Genomic DNA, 22,137 nt, shown 5'->3' on the forward strand with positions numbered 1-22,137 from the left:
TCGTTATCTCTTGTCGATCAAGCGAATGGTGGTCGTTCCGCACGGGTCAATGCGCGGTCTTCACCATATCCACCTGGGTTTCGGTAATCTCGTCGTGCAGGATGTGGTCCAGCCGGTCGGCGACCATCTGGTCGTCGCGGCGGATCTCACGCTTCCATGGCTGGCGGCCCTTCAGCACACCCGATTCATCGACGATCTCGGCGACATATTCCTCCTGGCGATAGGCCATCACGTGGATGCCAGAGACGCCGGGAATTTCCTTCACCTCGTTGATGATGTCGGTGCAGAGCTGCTTGCCTTCCTTCTTCTGGTCCTGGGCGCCTTCCAGCCGCTTGATGATGGCGTCAGGGATATGGATGCCGGGCACGTTGGAGCGGATCCATTTTGCCGTCTTGGCTGAAGCGAGCGGGCCGACGCCGCACAGGATGAACACCTTTTCAGTGTGGCCGAGATCGCGGGCCTTCTGCATGAAGGTCTTGAACATCGGCACGTCGAAGCAATACTGCGTCTGCACGAACTGCGCACCGGCGGCGATCTTCTTGCCGAGATGGATCGGGCGAAAGTCGAAGGGCGGCGCGAACGGATTGACGGCAGCGCCCAGGAACAGCTGCGGGGGCGTCGTCAGCTTGCGGCCGGACAGAAACTTGCCGTTGTCACGCATGATGCGGCAGGTCTCCAGCAGAGACATGGAATCGAGATCGAACACCGGCTTGGCGCCCGGCTGGTCGCCGGCCTGCACGCCGTCGCCGGTCAGGCACAGCATGTTGGCGACGCCCATCGCAGCACCGCCCAGCACATCGCCCTGGATGGCGATACGGTTCTTGTCGCGGCAGGCGATCTGCATGATCGGGGCGTAGCCCATGCGGGTCAGCAGTGCGCAGATGCCGACCGACGACATATGGCAATTGGCGCCGGACGCGTCGACCGCGTTGATGGCATCGACCCATCCGTCGAATATCTTCGCCCTGTTATAGACATCCTCGGGATCGGCGCTGTCGGGTGGGTTGAGCTCGGTGGTCACCGCGAATTCGCCGCGCCTGAGCACGCGCTCCAGCCGGCCGCGCGAGGTGTGGCCGGGCAGGGGATCGAGCGGCAAATGGATGCCGGCCGGATTTTCATCGAGCTGGCGGCCGATCATGCGGAGGCTCCGGTCTTCGCGGCAGCGGCGGCTTCACGGGCTGCCGCGGCCTGCGCGGTCACCCGCAGCCAGGCTGAAGTTTCGCGCAAGGACTGGTCGACCGGCTTCTGCACGGTGAGGATCCTGTCGGAATTGACCATGTTCTGCGAACCTTCCCAGGCCTTGACCCAGACGCAGGGCATATCGGGCTCGACCTCGCAATTGCCGTTGGCGCGCACGCCTCCGCAGGGGCCGTTGCGCAACTGCTTGGGGCAATTCATCGGGCACGACATGCCGGTCGAGGACAGGATGCACTGGCCGCACATGCGGCAGTCGAACATGAAGCCCTTGACGCGCTTTTCAACGAATTTGATTGGAGCCTCGACGCGGCCGTAGCCGATGCCCTTCCACAAGGGATGCAGCAGCAGGAACGTGTCGGCAAAACGGGCATAAAACCATTCGAGCAATCGCGAGTGCCGAACAGACCATAGTCTCACCGCGAACGAGCGCTGCACGCGGCGCTGTGGCGACACGTCGGCTGGCTTGTAGTCGGATTTCGGCGCGGCCTTCTTGACCAGCGTGGCCTGGGTAACCGCCGGGTTCTCGTCAGACATTTTCTTTTCCGCCCGCCTTGACCAGAGCGACCAGCCGCTCGCGATCGTATTTCGTGTCGAGCTCGTGGAATGCCTTTTCGACCTCGGCTTCGAGATCGTCACCGACCGGAACCGGTTCGGCCTTGCGCCATTCGGCGAGATAGTCGTCAGTGCCACCGGCGCCGGTGCGCATGGCGCACATGTCGATCGCCTCGGTGAAGCGCAACGGCAATTCGCGCTTGGCGTTCTGCCGGCCTTTCCTGACGATGACCTGGGCAGGGATGTCGCGCCAGTAGACGACGATAAGATCGGCCATGAATTCTCGCTCCTCGATATTCCGAGCATTGCCGAAAGCGTCGTAAGGCTGCTTGTTATGGGACGACGCGCGCGCATTCAAAAGCGACGCATTTGGATGTCGTAAAATGAAAGGCGGGTTTATTCGTTTGCGACCTATGTCGCGACGGGGTCAATGCAGCAGGAATGGCGGCGAAGTTTACGCTGTTCCCGACGCTGGATGCGTTATCAGATGCCGGTTCTCAGCCCTCCAGACGTAGAACAAGATCGTTGGGTGGTACCATTGTTTCGATAGCGGCCCTGGATCGAACGTCGCGACGCCGCCATTGATCTTGCCATGCTCCAAGGACCGGCTGATGTGGCCGGACCTTAGGGCAGGCGGGTTAATCCTTGGTATGCCGGAAGCCTACCACGGCATGAAGACCCCGGTCAGCGCTTGAACTCCATGATGTCGAGCTTCGATTCGTAGTAGGGCGCGGGGAATTCGATGCGCCATTCCTTGGCGCTGTTGCGGAAGGCGTAACCGACCTGGTCGGTTTGCGGGCCGCTGCCATAGGGCTTTGCCAGGTCGTCGTTGACGGAGCCGGAGCCAAGATAGATCGAGCGCTTGTCGCCGTCGTCGAAGAAGCGGCCCTGGGTGCGCTGCGAACCGCTGATCTTTTCCAGCCGCCAGCCGGAGCCATCATCAGTGACCCTGCATTTGAACCAGCCATAGATCACGAGCGGGCTCGGTCCGCCGATCTTGATCGTGCGGCACCGCCAATTGCCGGTGAGATCCTTGTCGGAGAAGGCGACCAGCGGCTTGCCCAGCAGCGTGTCGAGTTGCTTGAGCTCGGCGGGTTTGCCCGCCTTTGCCTCGGCGAGCGCCGCCTTGCGGGTGTCGCCATATTTGTCGAGCCGCGCCTTGTCGGCGGCGGTGATCAGTTTCTGCACCTGACCGTCGGCAAAGGCGGGCAAAGCGCAGCAGAGCAGGCCGACAACGGCAAGCAAGGGGCGGAGGTTCATCAAAGGATTCCCTGTTTTTGTCTGGGGCTAACTTACCGGGTCGCTGGCGCCTGTCATCCGTGCTTAACAGCGTCACGGTCGAAATTCATGGTGTGACGAATGCGAATCTTGCTCACGGGGTCGTCGGGTTGGCTGGGTGGTGGTGCTGCGCGCACGGCACGTTTCTTCCCCCGAGGCCGACGACATGGCGCATGCGATCGAGGAGTCGGACGCCAACACCAAGGCGAACGAACTGCTGTTTCGGCGGCTGACGGTGGACGACGCGGCGCAGGCGCATGTCGCGGCATTGGAGAAGGCACCGGAACTCGGCTTCGACATCTTCATCGTCTGTGCGCCAACGCCGTTCCAACCCGACGATTGCGCCGACTTGATCGCCGACGCTCCATCGGTCGTGGCGCGTTATTTTCCCGAATTTCCGGCACTTTATGCGCGCAAAGGCTGGACGATGTTTCCCTCGATCGACCGGGTCTATGACGCGTCACGGACGAGGGACAGGCTGGGCTTTGCCTGCAGGACAAGTTTGCCGACGTGCTGGCGGCGCTGGCGGCCGAAGACGGGACCTGAGCCGTCAGGCGTTCGCGGCCGCCCGCGCCAGGCCTGGCGTCAGGTCGCCAAAACCGGTGGAGCGGCGCTCATAGGCAAGGCCAAGGAGGGCAGCGGCCTTTTCCGCGACCTTGTCGAGCTCGGGGTCATCGGTCTGCGCGAGATAGATCAGCTTCTGGTAGTTGCCGAAATAGTCCTTGATCAGCTCCGGGTGCTTGTCCAGGCCGAGCGGCTTCATGAAGAAGGCATCGAATTGACGGCACAGGAAATCCGTCATGTAGAACGACATCATGTCGTCGTCGCCGACCTTGTCGTAGGCCTCCATGCCTTGATAGAAGGCGAAGCAATGCGGGCCGGCCATGCGCTCGACGCCATGCTTCTCCAACACGCGGTCAAGCAGGCCGCCAGTGCCGCAATCGGCATAGCCGACGAAGATGTGCTCGTAACCTTCCGCCTTGGCCCTCTCGATCGCCTTATCCATGGCTGGCGCGATGCGGTCGGGATAGAAATGAAATTCCGCCGGCAAACACGTCAATTCGAGGTGATCCAGCCCGAGCCGTTCCTTGACGGCCAACACCTCGCGCGCAATCATCCCGCAGGCGATGACGAGCAGCCTGTCGCTTTGATTCGGTTTCGTTTTCTGTGTTTTGGCCATGGGATCAGTCAAGCCGAGCTTCGTTGCTGTAAGCTAATTTATCTATTGAGGGAGACACCGTCCATGAAACTGCTACGCATCGGACCGATTGCCATTCTTGCCAGCGTCCTGGCCCTTACGGCTTGCGCGAACACCGTCCGCGGCGTCGGCAAGGACGTCAAATCGACGGCCAGGGCGGTCAAGGACACCGTCACGAAGCCCTGATCCGCGAGCGGCCTTCCCATCATCTGGGAACAAAAAAGCCGCGCTGCAAGGCGCGGCTTTTTCTATTGTCCATGCCGGATTGTCCAATCAGGCCGAAGCACGCACGTTGTGCTTGCGCTTCATAAAGTCCTTCGCGGTCTCGACTGCCACCGCGGCGTCGCGGCAATAGGCGTCGGCGCCGACGGCCTTGCCGAATTCCTCGTTGAGCGGCGCGCCGCCAACCAGCACGACATAGTCGTCTCGAATGCCCTTTTCCTTCATCGTGTCGATGACGACCTTCATGTAGGGCATGGTGGTGGTGAGCAGCGCCGACATGCCGATGATGTCGGGCTGGTGCTGCTCGATCGCATCGAGATATTTCTCGACCGCGTTGTTGATGCCGAGGTCGATGACGTCGAAGCCAGCACCCTCCATCATCATACCGACGAGGTTCTTGCCGATGTCGTGGATGTCGCCCTTGACGGTGCCGATCACCATCTTGCCCTGTTTCGGCGCGCCGGTGGCGGCGAGCAGAGGGCGCAGGATGAACATGCCGGCCTTCATCGCATTGGCCGACAACAGCACCTCGGGAACGAACAGGATGCCGTCGCGAAAATCCTCGCCGACGATACGCATGCCCTCGACCAGCGCCTCGGTCAGCACCTTGTAGGGCACCCAGCCGCGATCGAGCAGGATGCGCGTGCCTTCCTCGATTTCTTCCTTCAGACCGTCATAGAGATCGTCGTGCATCTGCTGCACCAACTCGTCGTCGGAAAGTTCGGAAAGGATGATCTCGTCGTCGGACATTTTAATCCAGCTCCTCACGGCATCGCGACTGTGTCGCAAGGCACAAAATAATGGCGTTCATACCTAACCCGCAACGGGCGGGTATCCATAGCCGATTTGCGACTTCCCGCAAAAGGAAAGCGACTGGAAAATCTATCGGATTTCTTGTCGATTTTGCGACAGGCGTTGGCGCGGACGGGCCGTTTCGAATAGGGTGCTTGGCTACGATCCGGCGAAAGCCGCGCCATGCGGCCGCAACGGTTACGGACCGGCCATAGTCAGGCAGGCCATATTCAGGGAAGAGCGATCATGAGCGAACACGCGGCAGTCGACCAGGAAGCGTCAAACGCGCGGCGTGGGCGCGGCGCCAGCGGCGGAGCGGCGGCAAGGCGCGCGGCGCGTTCCGGCGGCGGCCCGGGCACACAGCTCACTTACATCAAGCGCAAGATCAACGTCTACGAGGTGCTGAACGAGGAAGGCCTGGCGCTGATCGAGAAGAATACCGACACGGTGCTGGAAGAGATCGGCATTATTTTCCGCGATGACGCGGAAGCGTTGCAGTTGTGGAAAGAGGCCGGCGCCGACGTCAAGGGCGAGCGCGTGCATTTTCCCAAGGGGCTCTGCCGTTCGCTCTTGAAGACCGCGCCATCCGTCTACACCCAGCATGCCCGCAATTCAGAACGCTCCGTGCAGATCGGCGGCAATGCGACCGTGTTCGCGCCGGTCTATGGTCCGCCCTTCGTACGCGATCTCGACGGCGTCAGGCGCTATGCGACGATCGAGGATTTCCAGAATTTCGTGAAGCTCGCCTATATGGCGCCATCGATCCACCATTCGGGCGGCACGGTGTGCGAGCCGGTCGACGTGCCGGTCAACAAGCGCCACCTCGACATGGTCTACGCGCACATCAAATATTCCGACAAGCCGTTCATGGGTTCGGTGACCGCGCCGGAGCGCGCCGAGGACACGGTGGCGATGGCCAAGCTCGTCTTCGGCGACGACTTCGTCGAGAACAACACGGTGCTGACCAGCCTGATCAACGCCAATTCGCCGATGGTATTCGACGAGACCATGCTTGGCGCCCTGAAGGTCTATTCGCGTCATAACCAGGCCTGCATCGTCACGCCGTTCATCCTGGCCGGCGCGATGAGCCCGGTGACGGTCGCCGGCACGCTGACGCAGGTCCTGGCCGAAGTGCTGGCCGGCGCGTCGTTCACGCAGCTGATCCGGCCGGGCGCCCCGGTGCTGTTCGGCACCTTCGCCTCGTCGATCTCCATGCAGTCGGGCGCGCCGACCTTCGGCACGCCGGAACCATCGCTGGTCTCCTATGGCGCGGCGCAACTCGCACGCCGCCTCGGCTTGCCGTTCCGCACCGGCGGCTCGCTCTGCGCCTCGAAAGTCCCGGACGCGCAGGCAGCTTATGAGAGCGCCAACACGCTGAACTCGACCATTCTCGCCGGCACCAATTTCGTGCTGCATTCGGCTGGCTGGCTCGAAGGCGGCCTGGCGTCCTGCTACGAAAAATTCATGATGGATATCGACCAGCTCGGCATGACCCAAAAATTCTCCGAAGGCGTCGATCTTTCGGAAAACGGCCAGGCGATGGACGCCATCCGCCAGGTCGGCCCGGGCAGCCACTATCTCGGTTGCGACCACACCCAGGCCAATTTCCAGACCGCCTTCTACCGCTCGTCGATCGCCGACAACAACTCCTATGAGCAGTGGCTGGCCGAGGGTCAGAAGACCGCGCCGCAGCGTGCCAACGATCTGGCGCGGCGCTGGCTGGAGTCTTACGAGGCGCCGCACCTTGATGAAGGCATCGACGAAGCCCTGAAGGACTTCATCGCCAAGAAAAAGGGGTCGATGCCCGACGCCTTCACCTGAAAGGAGCCCGAGTCAGGCGGGGCTAAAGTCGCCAACATCATCCACAAGGAAGTCTGGCGGAGCGCCTTCTCCGATCCGGACAAGAAGGGATGATTGCGTGCGCGGCATGATCGGGGAGATCACGGCCGCGCTTGGCGCCAACGGCCTCATCCTGCGTGGCGGCTTTCTTTTTCCCCATCACGACGGTGCCCCTCATGGCGTCTCGGGCGCGCCGGCAAAGTCCGTCCTGCTGGTGGGGCAGGCGGGTGCCGCGCCTTGGCCGCATTTCCTGCGCTGGCGGGAAGAGCAGCCGCAGGCGATCGCCAATCCGCTCGACACCTGGTCGCGGCAGGTGATTGGCGCTGTAGCAGAAAAGTTTGGCGCGCGCGCCGTTTCGCCGTCAGACAAGCCTTACCTGCCGTTCCAGCAATGGGCTGTTCGGGCGGAGGGGCTGAGGCCGTCGCCGCTCGGCATCCTCATGCATCCGCAATATGGGCTGTGGCATGCCTATCGCGGCGCGTTGCTGTTCGAGGAGGAGATAGCGCTTCCGCAGCCTTGCGAAGCGATCCATCTCTGCGACGCATGTGTCGAGAAACCGTGCCTGAAATCCTGCCCGGTCGATGCCTATTCCACGGAAGGGTTTGCCTACCAGCCCTGCTTGGCGCATGTTCGGGGAGCGAATGGCGGGCCGTGCCGCACTGGCGGTTGCCTTGACCGCAATGCCTGCCCCTATGGCACAAGCTACCGCTATCCGGCAGAGGTTCAGGCCTTCCATATGGCTGCATTCGCTGATCTTTAGCGCGTCACGCGATCCTACGAAATGTTGACTGGCGGATTCAGGCAACCGCCTTGCCGCGGCCGCTTGCGCGGATATGTATCGCCCATCTGATCAACGGAGCAGGCAATGGCGAAGCAGGACCTTCAGATCAAGACCCGTGACGGCGTGGCGAAGGCTGGCCTGTTCCGCTCGACCAAGGTCTCTCCAGCCAAAGCTGGCATCATCCTCTATCAGGACGCTTTCGGTCCACGCCCGGCGCTTGACCAAATGGCGGAACGGCTGGCGGGCGAGGGCTATGCGGTGCTGGTGCCGGACCTCTTCTATCGCAATGCGCCTTACGGTCCGTTCGACGCCAAGACCGCCTTCACCGTGGAAAAGACCAAGACAGCGCTGATGGCGCTGGTCACCGGCACGACGCAGGAGATGACCATCAGCGACAGCGGCGGCTTTCTCGAGGCAATGTCCGCCGAAGGCGTCACCGGGCCGATCGGCACCGTCGGTTATTGCATGGGCGGAGCGCGGGCGCTCAACGCCGCTGCGACGTATCCAGACACGATCAAGGCCGCCGCCAGTTTCCATGGCGGCAATCTCGCCAGCGATGCCGCCGACAGTCCGCACCGCAAGGCGGCCTCCATCAAGGCGCGTGTCTATGTCGGCATGGCCGGTGTCGACCGGAGCTTTCCGCCGGAGCAGTCGACGCGGCTGGAAGAGGCGCTTCGGAACGCTGAAATCGACCACGCGATCGAGAATTATGTCGGCATGGCGCATGGCTGGTGCGTGCCCGACCATAGCGTCTTCAATGCAGCCGGTGCCGAGCGGCATTGGAAGCGATTGACTGACTTGTTCGCAGAAACGTTGGTCTGAGCCTTCGCCACCCTGTTGGCCGCGCGGCACATTGGAGGTATCAGGCGGAATGAGCGCCTCGCCCGGCTAATGCGGCGCGGGGTCATGCAGGAACGATCAGCCTGATGCAATCCTATGATGTCGTGATCATCGGCGCCGGCGCCGCCGGAATGATGTGCGCCGTGGAGGCCGCCAAGCGCGGCCGTTCGGTGCTGATCCTCGATCATGCGGCGGCACCTGGCGAAAAGATCCGCATCTCTGGCGGCGGCCGGTGCAATTTCACCAACATCCATGCGAGCCCGAAGAATTTTATCTCGAGGAATCCGCATTTCTGCATCTCGGCGCTCAGCCGCTATACGCAACGCGACTTCATCGCGCTCGTCGAACGCCACGGCATTGCCTATCACGAGAAGACGCTGGGGCAGCTGTTTTGTGACGGCTCCGCGCGCCAGATCATCGACATGATGGTCTCGGAAATGCGGGGCAGGGACGCCGAGCTGGTGTTGTCGACCCGCGTTGAGACGGTCGCCAAAACCGTGCAAGGGTTCGAACTCGCCCTTTCCACCGGCGCGGTCTCTTGCCAGTCCCTGGTCGTGGCCTGTGGCGGCAAGTCGATCCCCAAGATGGGCGCGACGGGCTTCGGCTACGAGGTTGCCGAACGGTTTGGCCTTGCCATCGTCGAAACACGGCCTGCCCTGGTGCCGCTGACCTTCGATGCAAAAACGCTTGAGCGGCTTTCGCCCCTGGCCGGGAACGCCGTCGACGCCGAGATTGCCTGCGGCAAGACGCGGTTTTCCGAAGCGATGCTCTTCACGCATCGCGGCGTCAGTGGGCCTTCCATCCTGCAAATCTCCTCCTATTGGCGCGAGGGTGATGAAATCCGCGTCGCCATGCTGCCGGGCACGGATGTGGCTGAGCTCGTCCGCGCCGCCAGGCGTGGCAATGGCCGGCAAGCGGTGCAGACCGTGCTGGCAAATCATTTGCCGAAACGGCTGGCACAGGCGATAGCCGAGCGAACTGGGCTCGACGGCAACCTCGCCGATCTTTCCGAGGCCCAGATCAAAACCGTCGAGGCCGCGGTCAACGACTGGCGCATCAAGCCGGCCGGTTCGGAGGGCTATCGTACGGCCGAGGTGACGCTTGGCGGGGTAGACACCAATGGCCTCGACCAGAAGACGATGCAGGCGAAATCGATACCCGGACTGTTCTTCATCGGTGAAGTCGTCGACGTCACGGGTTGGCTCGGCGGCTATAATTTCCAATGGGCGTGGTCGTCGGGCTGGGCGGCGGGCCAGGCGTGTTGATATCCTGGTGGAGCCGGCCTGCCCTGAATCTCAACCCGCTCCAGGTGCAAAAGTCCCAATTCGAAAAAATCTTTCCATCACCCCAAGGATTAGCCAGTAGCCTTCGTCCAACGGGCAAATGATGGCGATGATGCTGGATGTGAGCGAAGCCTCCGACGCCGAGCTGATCGGGCGGGCGAAGGGCGGAGACAGGGGGGCCTTCGGCAAGTTGCTGGAGCGTCACTACGACTTCGTCTATCGCGCCGCCTATCGCTGGTGCGGCAGGAAGGCCGATGCCGAAGACATCGCCCAGGAAGTCTGTGTCCGGCTCGGCAAGGCGATCCGCGATTATCGCGGCGGCGGCGCGTTCACGACATGGCTCTATACCATGACGATGAACGCCGCGCGCGACATGATGCGCAAGACCGCGCGCGAGACCGTCAAGACCGAGGCCTATGGCGTCCATGCGCTGATTTCGGGCGAGGCCCCGGCCGAGAGCGAAGACCCCGCCGAGGCGCTGTGGGCGGCGGTGCGGCAATTGCCCGACAAGCAGCGCGATGCCGTGATGCTTGTCTATGGCGAAGGTTTGAGCCACGCGGCCGCCGCCGAGGCGATGGCGATCTCGGAGACGACAGTTTCCTGGCACATCCATGAAGCGAAGAAACGGCTGAAGACGTTGATGCGTTCAGCCGGGGAAGTGTGACCATGGTCGACGACAACGAATTCAGAAAGCTGCGCGACGCGGCAATACCGGTGCCCGGCGAGAGCGCGAAGGCGCGCGCCCTCGAGGCCGCCCTGCGCGCTTATGACCAGCAGAATATTTCCGCCGTCACCCAAGGATCAGTCGGCGGCCTTCGTCTCACAGAGCGAGCACAAAAGCTCTGGAGCGAGATCATGCAAAAGAAACTCATTGCCACGCCGGCCATCGCCGGGCTCGTCGCCCTGCCGATCGCCGGATACGCCACCTTCCATATGCTGAGGGAACAGCCTTCGCCGTTCGGCGGCGACGAGAAGATCACCGAGATGCTGGCCGACAAGCCAGCGACGCTGAAGCCATTGCCCAAGCAGGCTCCGGGAGATCAGGCCGTCAATGAGCCGGCCGTGACCACTGTGCCGGCCAAGGACAAGAAGGCCGACGCGGATCTGGAAAGTCGCGATGCCAGCGATGCCCTCGCGCCGGCCGCACCGCCGAAATCCGAATCGACTGCCGCCGGTGGCGCAGCACAACCGAACGCGCCGGTGAGCCCCACTGTATCATCGAGGCTTGACCTGAAGACTTACAGCGGCAAGGAGATGGAGTATGGCACTTTGCGAGCCTCCAGGCCGGCGCCTGCACCCACCGGTGAAGTTTCACGGGAGAGTGCCGGTCTCATGCCAACCGCGCCCGATGCCGCGCGGACCAGTCGCGTCCAGGGAGCTGAGTCCAAGCTTATGGCCCCGCAACAGCCGGCGGCCATCCCGGCCGACCAGATGCAGCCGCAAGAGGAAAACCGCGACCGTATCGAGGATTTCAAGACCAACCCGGTGCATGCCGCACTCGAGGATCCGGTCTCGACCTTCTCGATCGACGTCGACACGGCCTCCTACTCCTTCGTGCGCGGCTCGCTGAAGCAGGGCTACCTGCCGCAAGCCGATACGGTCCGCGTCGAGGAGATGATCAATTACTTCCCCTATGACTGGAAGGGGCCGGACTCGGCCTCGACGCCGTTCAACTCGACCGTCAGCGTCATGCCGACGCCGTGGAACGCGCACACCAAGCTAATGCATGTCGCCATCAAGGGTTTCGACATCAAGCCGACCGAGCAGCCGAAGGCCAATCTGGTCTTCCTGATCGACGTGTCGGGCTCGATGGACGAACCGGACAAGCTGCCGCTGCTCAAGTCGGCGTTCCGGCTGCTGGTCAGCAAGCTCAAGGCCGACGACACGATCTCGATCGTCACCTATGCGGGTGACGCCGGCACCGTGTTGATGCCGACAAAGGTTGCCGAGAAGGACAAGATCCTCAATGCCATCGACAATCTGCAGCCCGGTGGCTCGACGGCAGGTGAGGCCGGCATCAAGGAAGCCTACAAGCTTGCCCAGCAGTCCTTCGTCAAGGACGGCGTCAACCGGGTGATGCTTGCCACCGACGGCGACTTCAATGTCGGCCAGACCGATGACGATGATCTCAAGCGGCTGATCGAGAGCGAGCGCAAGACCGGTGTATTCCTGTCGGTTTTCGGCTTCGGTCGCGGCAATCTGAACGATGAAATGATGCAGACCATTGCCCAGAACGGCAACGGCACCGCCGCCTATATCGACACACTGGCCGAAGCCGAGAAGGTGCTGGTCGAGGACGCGTCCTCGACGCTGTTCACCATCGCCAAGGATGTGAAGATCCAGGTCGAGTTCAACCCGGACAAGGTCTCCGAATATCGACTGATCGGCTACGAGACCCGGGCGCTCAACCGTGAGGACTTCAACAATGACCGCGTCGATGCCGGCGATATCGGCTCGGGGCATTCGGTCACCGCGATCTATGAGATCACGCCCAAAGGCGGTGGCGGCGAGCAGATCGACCCGCTGCGCTATGGCCAGGCCACGGTGAACAATGGCGGCGTTGCCAATGCGGGCGAATATGCCTTCGTCAAGATCCGCTACAAGCTGCCGAACGAGGATGTCTCGAAGCTGATCACCACGCCGGTAACCTCGGCCAACGAGGTGTCGTCCTTCGACCAGGCGAGCACCGACCAGCGTTTCTCCGTCGCGGTCGCGGCCTTCGGCCAGAAGCTGCGCGACGAGGATGCGACCGCGAAGTTCGGCTACGACAAGATCATGGAGATTGCCACTGCCGCCCGAGGAGCCGACCCGTTTGGGTACAGGTCCGAGTTCCTTTCGCTTGTGCGCCTTGCCTCGGTGCTGGGCGGCAACCGGTAGTGGCGATGAAGGCCGGTTTCTTTCAGATGATGGGATCGTTCTGATAACCGGCCCACGGGCGGGTGAGGCAGGCCGGCGAGGGATACTTTCCCTTGCCGGCCTTTTTTCGGATCTGTTGATATTCAGGTGATGCCGGCCTGCAAACAGTGGCTTCCTGCGCTTCCGGTGCTCACGTACCTAAGTACGCTCCGCTCCGGTTCTCGAAAGTCACTGTTTTCGGCTCGGCCTGACCTGAATCTCAACAGATCCTAGGGCAGCGCGCCGGATCATTAAATTGCGCTGCATTTCCGGTACCGGATCGCAATTTCCTCTCGTTACGCCGGTTATGTCTAAGGCTTGAGGGAGCCGGAATTGCAAATCAGAACCATCGCCAACTCGACTCCGCCGGCACGGGATGCTTCGGCGGTTTCATCAGCCCCGTCTGCCGAATCCAGACGCATCAGCGATGATGTCGCGCAGGCGCGTCATACCGCCATGTCGGCACTGACCAACGACCGCTTCCGCGCCATGCTGGAGCAGATCACCGATCCCGGTGCATCGGGTGCGCTTGCGACAATGCGCGGCGACAGTATCGTCGATTTCAAGTCGGCGCAGTCGAGCTACGCCGACAACACCGAATAGCCGTTAAGAAATCGCGTCAAGCGCGGCCGCGGCGCCGCTCGCGGCGGGCTTCGCTGGTCTCGGCGGTGTTTGCCGTCGCCACCTTATTGCGCATCGGGCCGATGCGCTCGACGATTTTTTCGACCGTCGGACGATCCGCTCTGGTGTGGGCGTCGAGTGCCTTGCGCATCGCGGCAAGATGCTGAAACGAGGTGCCGCAGCAGCCGCCGATGATCTTGGCGCCGCCATCCACGGCGAGCCGGACATAGTCGGCCATCAATTCCGGCGTGCCGGAATAGTGGATCTCGGTGCCACGGAATTCAGGGATGCCGCAATTGCCCTTGACAATGACGGTCGCCTCCGGCTTCGCCTCGGTCATGTCGAGCAGCGAGGCCAGAATGTCGGAGGCGCCGACGCCGCAATTGGCGCCAACGCCGAGCGGGGCTTGCGACAGGCCATCGGCGACGCCGTGGATATCCTTCGGCAGCAGGCCCATCATTGTGCGGCCGGCGGTGTCGAAGGAGCCGGTATAGGTGTAGGGCATGCCGACGCGGATGGCGGCTTCGGCAGCGGCGCGGATTTCGTCGGGCGCCGACATGGTCTCGATCCAGGCGACTTCGGCGCCACCTTCCTTGAGGCCCTCGATCTGCTCGGCAAAGGCGTCAACCGCCTCGTCATAGGTCATGGCGCCAAGCGGCACCAGCAATTCGCCGGTTGGGCCGACCGAACCGGCGACGATCACCTTGCGGCCGGCCTTGTCGGCAACGGCCCGCGCAATCTCGGCCGCGCGCTTGTTCAGCGCATGGACGCGATCCTGCGCATGGTGCAGCTTCAGCCGGTGGCGGGTGCCGCCGAAGGAGTTGGTCAGGATGATGTCGGCGCCGGCGTCGACAAAATTCTGGTGCAGGCGGGTGATGGTGTCGGGCGCGGTTTCGTTCAGCAGTTCCGGCGCCTCACCGGCCTCCAGACCCATGGCGAATAAATTGGTGCCCGTGGCGCCATCGGCCAGCAGCACACCCTTTTCAGCCAGCAGGGCATCGATCGGATTGGGCATCATCGGATTGGCTTTCATGTCCTGGAATTCGAATAAGGATATAAAGAAGTCTTTATGTCTAGTCAATCAAATTGCGACGTCGGAATGGCAGGCATAGAGGCGGATCTGACGATCTCGCGGTATCCAGCGCGCTCAGACAGTGCCTGCTGCGAACGACATGCCGGCCAGATTGCGAGCGAAAGCGGCCGCTTCGTGCGGGTTGATGTCGGCGGCGCGGATCAGATTGTCGAAGTGTCGGGTCAGGGCCTGGACCGGCTGGGTGGCGTTCAGCACAACATACATGTCGCCGACATAGATGGCGGCGCGGTAGGGGCCGAAGACGGTGAGCGGGATGGAATAGCGCATGCGGCCGTCGTAGAGGAACAGGCGGAAGGTCGGATAGAGGTCGTCGAGCAGCGTCGCCATATGGGCAAGTTGCTGCTGGCGGTCTGCCGCCGGGAAACGGTCCCACACACCGAGGCCGCGGGCGAAAATCTCCAGCGTGTGGCGCGGCATGCAGACTTCCATGTCGGTTTCCGGACGCCGGTTGTATTCGATGCGGTATTGCGTCTCGCTGGCCTGCGCCAGGCGGCTCCTATTGGTGATGTTGGCCTCGTAGTCGACGAGCGCGCGAGTGCGCAGGAGATCGGGAATGCCGGCCGGCACATAACGGATCTTGGTGCCGGCCGCTTCAGCGAACCATTTTGCCAGCAGCGTGCGGTCGAAGCCGTCGGGCGCTTCCTCGATCTCGAGGCTTTCGCGGATTTCGCCGGTCACGCCTTCGTCCTGGCTGAGGCCAAGCAGCCAATCCAGCGACACCTTGAATTCGGCGGCGATGTTGAGCAGCGTTTCAGCGCGCGGCAGGCGCGTCGAGGCGCCCGACATCAGTTGCGACAGCGCCGACCGATCGATGCCGACTGCTGACGCGAAAGCCGACTGGTTGAGGTCGGACCTTGTCAGGAGGAGCTTCAGACGCTCCCGGAAGATCGTCGACAGATCGCGTTTGTCCATACCTTTGCTTCCGTCTTCTGGAGGAAAAATTTGCGCTCGAGCCCGGCGAATAGGCGCTTGAGGCGTAAACGAATCCCTAAGTCTGTTCACAATGTGCAACATATGCGGTCAAAAATGCGCAATCGCAACATTTTGTGCACTTTGTCGCGTTGAGTGGAATCACTTCTCCTGACACAATGCTGTCAGGAACCAGTTGGGGTTCCGGCGACTGAGGGACAGTGGTCGATAGCATGACTGGCAAGAGCATTCGGCGAAGCACCAGACCGGCCATCGAATGGCCGACCGTGGTTCTCGCTTTCTTCTGCTACGGTGTCTGGTTCGTTGCCGGTCTCTTCCTCTGGCCATCCTATCCCATCCTGGCCCTTGTCGTTATGGCCGTTACGCTGGCTCTGCAGTCCTCGATCATGCATGAAGTGCTGCATGGTCACCCGACCCGCAATGCCCTCGTCAACGAAGCCTTCGTCTTCCTGCCGATCGGCCTTGCCTGGCCGTTCCGTCGCTTCAAGACCATTCACCTGCGCCACCATGCGGACGAGCGGCTGACCGATCCGCTGGACGATCCCGAGAGCTACTATAAGGCTCTGTGGCATCACGAAGAATTGCCGCCGCTGATGAAATTCGTGCTGAAGGTCAACAACACGATGGCCGGTCGCCTCGTGCTGGGGCCATGGCTGTCGTGCATCGGCTTCTTCATCGACGACGCCAAGCAGGCGATCGCCGGCGACAAGGCGATCCGCAAGGCCTGGCTGCTGCATGCGATCGGCCTCGTCGTGGTGCTGCCGGTCGTGCAGTTCGGGTTCGGCATGCCAGTTTGGCTCTATGTGCTGGTGCCGGTCTGGCTCGGCCAGTCGCTGATCTCGATCCGCACCTATGCCGAGCATCAGTGGTCGGAGCATCCGGAAGGCCGCACGGTGATTGTCGAGCGCTCGCCGCTGTCGCTCCTGTTCCTCAACAACAATCTGCATTTTGTCCACCACAAGAGCCCGACCATCGCCTGGTACCGGCTGCCGAAACTGTTCCGTGACCGGCGCGAGGATTGGCTGCGGATGAACAATGGCTATGCCTACCCGAACTATTTCGCGCTGCTCAGATCCTATGCCTTCAAGGCCAAGGAGCCGATCGTGCATCCGGTTCTGCGGCGCGCGCCCGAGCCGGGCAGGGCGTTCAAGCCGCGCGTCAGGGCGCGCAGCATCAGTGGGCTTGGCAGCGCGCCGGTTCCCGCCGAACCGCCCAAGGAATAGTATCCGCGCGTAGAGTGGATACCGTGTCGGCCAATTCTGATTGGGCGCCGCGTTTTTGCGATCCTTTATCCCGGCATGGTGGTTTGATATCGGCATGAGCGAATTGATTGCGGCGTTGCCGATGTATGACTGGCCGGAGGCGCGTAACGAGGTCGACGCCCAATGGGCGGTGTTGCGCGATGCCTTCCGGCGGAAGGGTATCGATGCGCCGCAAAGCATTGTGCGCCGCAATGGCGACCTGCCGGTCGTGCCGGGTGGTATCCATGAGGCTCAGGGGGGCCTGATTGCTCCGGATCCGGCGACGCTGCCGCCGGATGAACTAGATTCCCATAAGCTCTGGCTGCATCCGGCACTGTTGTTCGCGCAGGCCTGCTGGGGGCCGATGGAACTCGGCCTGTCCCGGCATGTGCAGGTGGTTGGCCAGCCAAGTTATGACGCCTATGAGGGCGGACAGGGCGAACTCTATTCGAGCGCGCTGGTTATGCGGGCAGGCGAGGGACCGGAGGTTCGGTCGCCCGCCGACGGCAAGGCCTTGCTGCCGCTCGATCTCATCCGAGACAGGCGCTTTACCTTCAACAGCCTCGATTCCATGTCGGGCATCATCGCGCTGACGCGCGACCTTGAAGCGGCCGGCGAAAACCTGGACATATTTTCATCGAGCGGCGAAAGCGGTGGCCATCGCGACTCGATCGTGGCGGTCGCCGAAGGCAGAGCGGATATCGCGGCGATCGACTGCGAAAGCTGGGCGCTGGCGCAGCGTTTCGAGCCGGCGGCGCGCAAGGTCGTGATCGTCGGCTGGACGGCACGACGCAAAGGCCTGCCTTACATCACCGCCAGGACGACGCCGGAAAAGACCCTGCACTCGATGCGCGAAGCGCTTGCTGGACTAGCCGAGCAGCCTCGCATCCAACGGGTAGGTTGAAAGCTTCTCGTTGCCGGTCTCGGTGATCAGGATCTGCTCCTCGATCTTGACGCCTTCGCGGCCGCCCAGCCGGCCGATATAGCTTTCCACGCACAGCACCATGCCTGGTTCAAGCACGCCATCGGGCGTGTCTGGCGTCCAGTCACTGGCATGCGGCAAGGTTGGATATTCGTCGGCCAATCCAACGCCGTGGTAGAGCACGCCGTAGCGGGTCGGGAAGCAGTCTCCCGGCGGGATGGCTGAGCGTTCGACAAGGTCGCGGAACGAGACGCCGGGCTGCATCAACGCGATGTTGTGTTCGATCTGATCGGCTGCGATGCGGAACAGGTCGCGTTGTTCGTTGGTCGGCTTTGTATCGCCGCACAGCCAGGTGCGCGAGAGATCGGCGCAGAAGCCGTAGGGGCCGATCAGGTCGGTATCGAAGGCGACCAGGTCGCCCGTCTCGATGTTCCGCGACGAACATTCCTGGAACCACGGATTGGTGCGCGGTCCCGACGTCAGCAGCCGCGTTTCGATCCATTCGCCGCCGCGCGCGATGTTGCCGCGATGGAGTTCGGCCCACAATTCGTTTTCGGAGACACCGGGCTTGAGCGCATGTTCCATCTCGCCCATGGCCGCCTCGCAAGCGACGATTGCGCGGCGCATGGCGAGGATTTCGTCCGGCGATTTTAACAAGCGGGCGTTCTCCATCACCGCTTCGCCATTGCCGATTAAAACACCAAGGCGCGCCAGTTCCTCGACGCCTTCCGGGTTGATGTGGTCGACGGCGATGCGGCTGTTGCCGCCGCCGTGCTCCCTGATCAGATCGGCGATACCGGTGGCCCAACGGCGGACTTTTTGCTCGGTCAGTTCGCCGCTGTAGAGATACATCCACGACACCGCCGGCCGCACTTCGTCGACGATGCCGGAATGGTCTGACAGGTGCTCGCAGGAAAAGTAGTCGAACAGCACCACCGGCCCGTCGGTGGCGACGAAGCAATGCCGCGTCGGGTTGTGCGCGACCCAGAGCTGCATATTGGTAGAATCGGCCGCGTAGCGGATGTTGACGGGATCATAGAGCAAGGCGCCGGCGTAGCCGCGGCGCTTCAGCTCGGCACGGATGCGCTCGAGCCGGTATTTTCGCATCGCCGGCAGGTCGGGCGCGGTAATACCTGCCGCCGCCCATTCCGCTTCAGCTTGTGCACCATAGCCCAGCACATGCTGGTTGAGCGCCGCCGCCTTCTCCCGGGAGGCTTCGCGCAACGCTTCGATCGAGCCTGATACGAACGGCATGATCTTGCGGTGGCGGCCGAAGCTTCCCTTTGGCGCCCCGCTATCCATGACGAAACCTCAGGTTCGCATCTTCTCGCCGCTGGGGTCGAAAGGCGCTTCGACATTGATGCGGGCCGGGCGGCGGGACCCAAGAATCTCGATCTCGAACAATCCGGCACTTTCATCCTCGGCGAGGGCTGCCGGCACATAGCCTTGCGCCATCGACTTCTGGACGTAATGCGCATAGCCGCCCGACGTCACCCAGCCGACCACGCGCCAGTCGCCGTCGACGATGCCGCGCACGGCGGACGCGCCTTCGCCGGCCTTTGAACCGCGTATTTCCTGGCCTGATGTGTCGAAGCGCGGCGCACCGTAGCCATGTGGCTTTTCCACCGTGCCATAATCCTTGCTGACCTTGGCCCAGATCGGCTCGTCGCCCATTACGTCGGCGTCCGCTGCATCGACGATGAAGGAGACGCGGCGCAGTTTTGGCCCTTCCGCCTGTTCCTTGGCGGCCGCTTCACGGCCGATGAAGCCGTTCTTCTCGAGCTTGATGAAGCGGTCCATCGAGCCTTCGAACGGCCCGTAGATCGGCCGCAACTCGCGGAACCAGGTCGGGAAGTTCTTTTCCAGACGCATCGACAGCAAGGCGCGCATGCCAAAATCGACGACGCCGAATTCTTCGCCGGCATCCTTGATTGCTTTATAGACGAGGCGCTCATAGGCCGGCGCCATCCAGATCTCATAGCCGAGGTCGCCGGTGTAGGTGATGCGGTTGACTAGGCAGGGCGCGCCGCCGACCGCCATGTCGCGGAAATCCATGAAGCGGAAGGCCTTGGTCGAAATGTCGACATCGACCAGTTTCTGCAAGAGGTCGCGGGATTTCGGACCGGCGATCGACAGGCCGACCAGTGTCTGGTCGAAACGGTGGATGCGCACCGATCCGTCTTTGGGCAGGTGCTTTTCGAACCAGCGCATGTGGTACTTCTGCGCCGCCGACGAACCCCAGATCATGAAGCGGTCCGCGCCGGCCTTGGCGATGGTGAAGTCGCCGATCAGCTTGCCGAACTCGTTGATCATCGGCGTCAGCACGATGCGACCGGTCTTCGGCATGCGGTTGGTCATCAGCCGGTTGAGGAACTCTTCCGCACCCGGTCCCGACACTTCGTATTTGGCGAAGTTGGCGATCTCGGTGACGCCGACGCGCTCGCGCGTGGCGCGCACTTCCTCGCCGATTGGCCCAAAATCGTTGGAGCGGTGGAAGGAGACGACGTCTTTCGGCTCCTTGCCCTTGGGCGCGAACCAGAGCGGGGTTTCGAGGCCCCACGAGTCACCCATGACGGCGTTGTTGGCGAGCATGGTGTCGTAGAGCGGCGTCGTCTGCGCCGGGCGAGCGGCCGGCAGTTCTTCGTTGGGGAAGCGGATCGAGAAGCGGCGCGAATAGTTTTCGCGCACCTTGGCGTTGGTATAGCGCAGGCCGGCCCATTCGCCGAAGCGGGCGACATCCATGCCCCAGACGTCGAAGCCCGGGTCGCCGTGGACCATCCAGTTGGACAGAGCGAGACCAACGCCGCCGCCCTGGCTGAAACCGGCCATCACGGCGCAGGCACACCAGAAATTGGTCAGTCCCTGAACCGGACCGACCAGCGGGTTGCCGTCGAGCGCGAAGGTGAAGGGGCCGTTGATGATCTGCTTGATGCCGGCCTTCTCGATGCCGGGGAAATGCTTGAAGCCGATTTCCAGCGACGGTGCGATGCGGTCGAGGTCGGGCGGCAGCAGTTCATGGCCGAAATCCCACGGCGTGTTGACCGGCGACCACGGCTTGCAGGCCTTTTCATAGGTACCGAGCAGGATGCCGTTGCGCTCCTGGCGGGTGTAGATCTCGCCCTTGAAGTCGAGCACGCCGATCATTTCGCGGCCGGTCGACTTGTTGAATTCCTCAACCTCCGGCATCGGTTCGGTAAGCAGATACATGTGCTCCATGGCCAGCACCGGCAGCTCGAGGCCGACCATGCGGCCGATCTCGCGCGCCCACAGGCCGCCGCAGTTGACGACATGCTCGGCGTGAACCGTGCCCTGTTCGGTGACGACATTCCAGGTGCCGTCCGGCTGCTGCGTCAGGTCGACCACGCGGTTGCGCAGCACGATTTCGGCGCCGAGTTTTTTCGCCGCCTTGGAATAGGCGATGGTGGTGCCGGAGGGGTCGAGATGGCCTTCAACCGGATCCCACATGGCGCCGACGAAATTGGTCTCGTCCATCAGCGGGAACATCGCCTTGGCTTCGGACGGCGTGATCAGTTCGGTGTCCATGCCGAGATAGCGGCCCTTGGCGTGGGCCAGCCGCAGGAAGTCCATGCGCTCGGGCGTATCGGCCAACATCACGCCGCCTGTCAGGTGCAGCGAGCAGGATTGGCCCGAGATCTCCTCGATCTCCTTGTAGAGTTGCACCGTGTAGGCCTGCAGCTTGGCGACGTTCGGATCGCCGTTCAGCGTATGGAAGCCGCCCGCCGCGTGCCAGGATGAGCCCGAGGTGAGCTCCGAGCGCTCGATCAGCATGATGTCGGTCCAGCCGGCCTTGGCAAGATGATAGAGCACCGAGCAGCCGACGACGCCGCCGCCGATGACAACCGCTTTTACATGGGATTTCATGAAGATAGATCCGTTTTTGAAGAGATTGAATCGAATGAATGGGGCGTGAAAACAAAGTTCAGGTCGGATTCAGCAATGTTTTCGGAGAGCCTGCCATCAAGCGCGGCAAGGATGGTCTCACAGACGGAAGTACGATGTTTCAGGACATCGTGGCTCCAGACACGCAGGATCGAATAGCCCTGCGCGCGCAGAAAATCGTCGCGGCGGCGCCCATAGGGACTGTCGGCGTGCTGGGATCCATCGACCTCGATGACGAGCCGATTTTCGCCGCATACGAAGTTTGGGTAGAAGGGGCCGATGGAGAGCTGACGGGTAAAGCGATGACCGCCAAGCTTGCGCGCTTTCAGTTCAAGCCAAAGCAATGCCTCTGCTTGGTTGCCCGCTTGGCGGAGCTTTCGCGCTCGCTGCGTTGTGCCAGCTTTGCGGCGGCTGCGCGTTCGGGGAGCGCCTTCCCCCACTCCGTCGCTGCTTCGCAGCGCCATCTCTCCCCCCTCAGGGGCCTGTTGCGCAATTCTGGCATTGTGATTCACTTCGATTATTGCTCGGAGGGATTTGCGATGGCGGTGAAGCG

The 22,137-nt window shown here is 62.3% G+C and carries 21 protein-coding genes; 10 read left to right on the forward strand and 11 right to left on the reverse strand.

The features are described 5' to 3' along the window. Positions 1–46 precede the first annotated feature (46 nt). From FJ434_RS24515 to FJ434_RS24545, 5 genes are all read right to left on the reverse strand, one after another. Positions 47–1,138, reverse strand: coding sequence for a methylenetetrahydrofolate reductase (locus FJ434_RS24515; RefSeq protein ID WP_027145889.1), 1,092 nt, complete (start codon positions 1,136–1,138; stop codon positions 47–49). After that, a complete protein-coding gene (locus FJ434_RS24520) occupies positions 1,135–1,731 on the reverse strand; it encodes a methylenetetrahydrofolate reductase C-terminal domain-containing protein (RefSeq protein ID WP_140751864.1) in 597 nt (198 codons plus the stop codon). The genes FJ434_RS24515 and FJ434_RS24520 overlap by 4 nt, the downstream gene beginning before the upstream one ends. Continuing rightward, the gene (locus FJ434_RS24525) at positions 1,724–2,026 is read right to left on the reverse strand and encodes a virulence factor (RefSeq protein WP_027145891.1); all 303 of its coding nucleotides are present in this window, start codon (positions 2,024–2,026) and stop codon (positions 1,724–1,726) included. Before FJ434_RS24525 ends, FJ434_RS24520 begins: the two co-directional genes overlap by 8 nt. 407 nt (positions 2,027–2,433) lie before the next feature. Next, a complete protein-coding gene (locus FJ434_RS24535) occupies positions 2,434–3,009 on the reverse strand; it encodes a DUF4893 domain-containing protein (protein ID WP_140718104.1) in 576 nt (191 codons plus the stop codon). Positions 3,010–3,577: 568 nt separating this feature from the next. After that, the gene (locus FJ434_RS24545; RefSeq protein WP_140502782.1) at positions 3,578–4,207 is read right to left on the reverse strand and encodes a DUF1638 domain-containing protein; all 630 of its coding nucleotides are present in this window, start codon (positions 4,205–4,207) and stop codon (positions 3,578–3,580) included. Positions 4,208–4,270: 63 nt separating this feature from the next. Between FJ434_RS24545 and FJ434_RS24550 the strand changes: the two genes are divergently transcribed. Further along, positions 4,271–4,411, forward strand: a complete 141-nt coding sequence (locus FJ434_RS24550; RefSeq protein ID WP_140718106.1) for an entericidin A/B family lipoprotein — start codon at positions 4,271–4,273, stop codon at positions 4,409–4,411. A gap of 87 nt (positions 4,412–4,498) precedes the next feature. Here FJ434_RS24550 and FJ434_RS24555 read toward each other — a convergent pair whose 3' ends face one another. Continuing rightward, entirely contained in the window at positions 4,499–5,197 is a 699-nt protein-coding gene (locus FJ434_RS24555; protein ID WP_140502640.1) for a B12-binding domain-containing protein, read from the reverse strand. Between the two features lie 288 nt (positions 5,198–5,485). On the opposite strand from FJ434_RS24555, the gene FJ434_RS24560 reads away from it, so the two are divergent. From FJ434_RS24560 to FJ434_RS29915, 7 genes are all read left to right on the forward strand, one after another. Next, the gene (locus tag FJ434_RS24560) at positions 5,486–7,060 is read left to right on the forward strand and encodes a trimethylamine methyltransferase family protein (RefSeq protein WP_140502641.1); all 1,575 of its coding nucleotides are present in this window, start codon (positions 5,486–5,488) and stop codon (positions 7,058–7,060) included. Between the two features lie 97 nt (positions 7,061–7,157). Then, entirely contained in the window at positions 7,158–7,838 is a 681-nt protein-coding gene (locus FJ434_RS24565; protein ID WP_181166093.1) for a 4Fe-4S dicluster domain-containing protein, read from the forward strand. 105 nt (positions 7,839–7,943) lie between these two features. Then, entirely contained in the window at positions 7,944–8,681 is a 738-nt protein-coding gene (locus FJ434_RS24570; RefSeq protein WP_140502642.1) for a dienelactone hydrolase family protein, read from the forward strand. 104 nt (positions 8,682–8,785) lie between these two features. Beyond that, complete coding sequence (locus FJ434_RS24575) at positions 8,786–9,964, forward strand: NAD(P)/FAD-dependent oxidoreductase (protein WP_140502643.1); 1,179 nt, start codon at positions 8,786–8,788, stop codon at positions 9,962–9,964. A gap of 121 nt (positions 9,965–10,085) precedes the next feature. Then, positions 10,086–10,646, forward strand: a complete 561-nt coding sequence (locus FJ434_RS24580; RefSeq protein WP_140502645.1) for an RNA polymerase sigma factor — start codon at positions 10,086–10,088, stop codon at positions 10,644–10,646. Between the two features lie 2 nt (positions 10,647–10,648). Further along, positions 10,649–12,859 (forward strand): VWA domain-containing protein, encoded by a 2,211-nt coding sequence (locus FJ434_RS24585; protein WP_140751863.1) that lies wholly within the window; start codon positions 10,649–10,651, stop codon positions 12,857–12,859. Between the two features lie 351 nt (positions 12,860–13,210). Beyond that, on the forward strand, positions 13,211–13,480 hold the full coding sequence (locus tag FJ434_RS29915; RefSeq protein ID WP_181166092.1) for a hypothetical protein: 270 nt from the start codon (positions 13,211–13,213) through the stop codon (positions 13,478–13,480). Positions 13,481–13,496: 16 nt separating this feature from the next. On the opposite strand, the gene bmt is transcribed toward FJ434_RS29915, so the two are convergent. Together bmt and FJ434_RS24600 are read right to left on the reverse strand one after the other, a co-directional pair. After that, a complete protein-coding gene (gene bmt / locus FJ434_RS24595) occupies positions 13,497–14,513 on the reverse strand; it encodes a betaine--homocysteine S-methyltransferase (RefSeq protein WP_181166096.1) in 1,017 nt (338 codons plus the stop codon). A 132-nt stretch (positions 14,514–14,645) separates the two neighbouring features. Continuing rightward, positions 14,646–15,503, reverse strand: coding sequence for a helix-turn-helix transcriptional regulator (locus FJ434_RS24600; RefSeq protein ID WP_140751862.1), 858 nt, complete (start codon positions 15,501–15,503; stop codon positions 14,646–14,648). Between the two features lie 230 nt (positions 15,504–15,733). Here FJ434_RS24600 and FJ434_RS24605 point away from each other — a divergent pair, with 230 nt between their 5' ends. Together FJ434_RS24605 and FJ434_RS24610 are read left to right on the forward strand one after the other, a co-directional pair. Next, on the forward strand, positions 15,734–16,744 hold the full coding sequence (locus FJ434_RS24605) for a fatty acid desaturase (protein ID WP_181166091.1): 1,011 nt from the start codon (positions 15,734–15,736) through the stop codon (positions 16,742–16,744). 94 nt (positions 16,745–16,838) lie between these two features. Beyond that, positions 16,839–17,666, forward strand: a complete 828-nt coding sequence (locus tag FJ434_RS24610; RefSeq protein ID WP_140502651.1) for a PhnD/SsuA/transferrin family substrate-binding protein — start codon at positions 16,839–16,841, stop codon at positions 17,664–17,666. Here FJ434_RS24610 and FJ434_RS24615 read toward each other — a convergent pair. Genes FJ434_RS24615 through FJ434_RS24625 form a run of 3 tightly spaced genes read right to left on the reverse strand, consistent with a single transcriptional unit; the run spans position 17,631 to position 22,048 of the window. Then, positions 17,631–18,986: a Xaa-Pro peptidase family protein gene (locus tag FJ434_RS24615; RefSeq protein ID WP_140751861.1), complete on the reverse strand. Its 1,356-nt coding sequence runs from the start codon at positions 18,984–18,986 to the stop codon at positions 17,631–17,633. The two genes, FJ434_RS24610 and FJ434_RS24615, sit on opposite strands and share 36 nt — an antisense overlap. Positions 18,987–18,995: 9 nt before the next feature. Beyond that, positions 18,996–21,566: an FAD-dependent oxidoreductase gene (locus FJ434_RS24620; protein ID WP_140751860.1), complete on the reverse strand. Its 2,571-nt coding sequence runs from the start codon at positions 21,564–21,566 to the stop codon at positions 18,996–18,998. Then, positions 21,563–22,048, reverse strand: coding sequence for a DUF559 domain-containing protein (locus FJ434_RS24625; protein WP_140751859.1), 486 nt, complete (start codon positions 22,046–22,048; stop codon positions 21,563–21,565). The genes FJ434_RS24620 and FJ434_RS24625 overlap by 4 nt, the downstream gene beginning before the upstream one ends. Positions 22,049–22,137 lie beyond the last annotated feature (89 nt).

Source organism: Mesorhizobium sp. B2-5-13, from assembly GCF_006440535.1.
Lineage (GTDB): Bacteria > Pseudomonadota > Alphaproteobacteria > Rhizobiales > Rhizobiaceae > Mesorhizobium > Mesorhizobium salmacidum.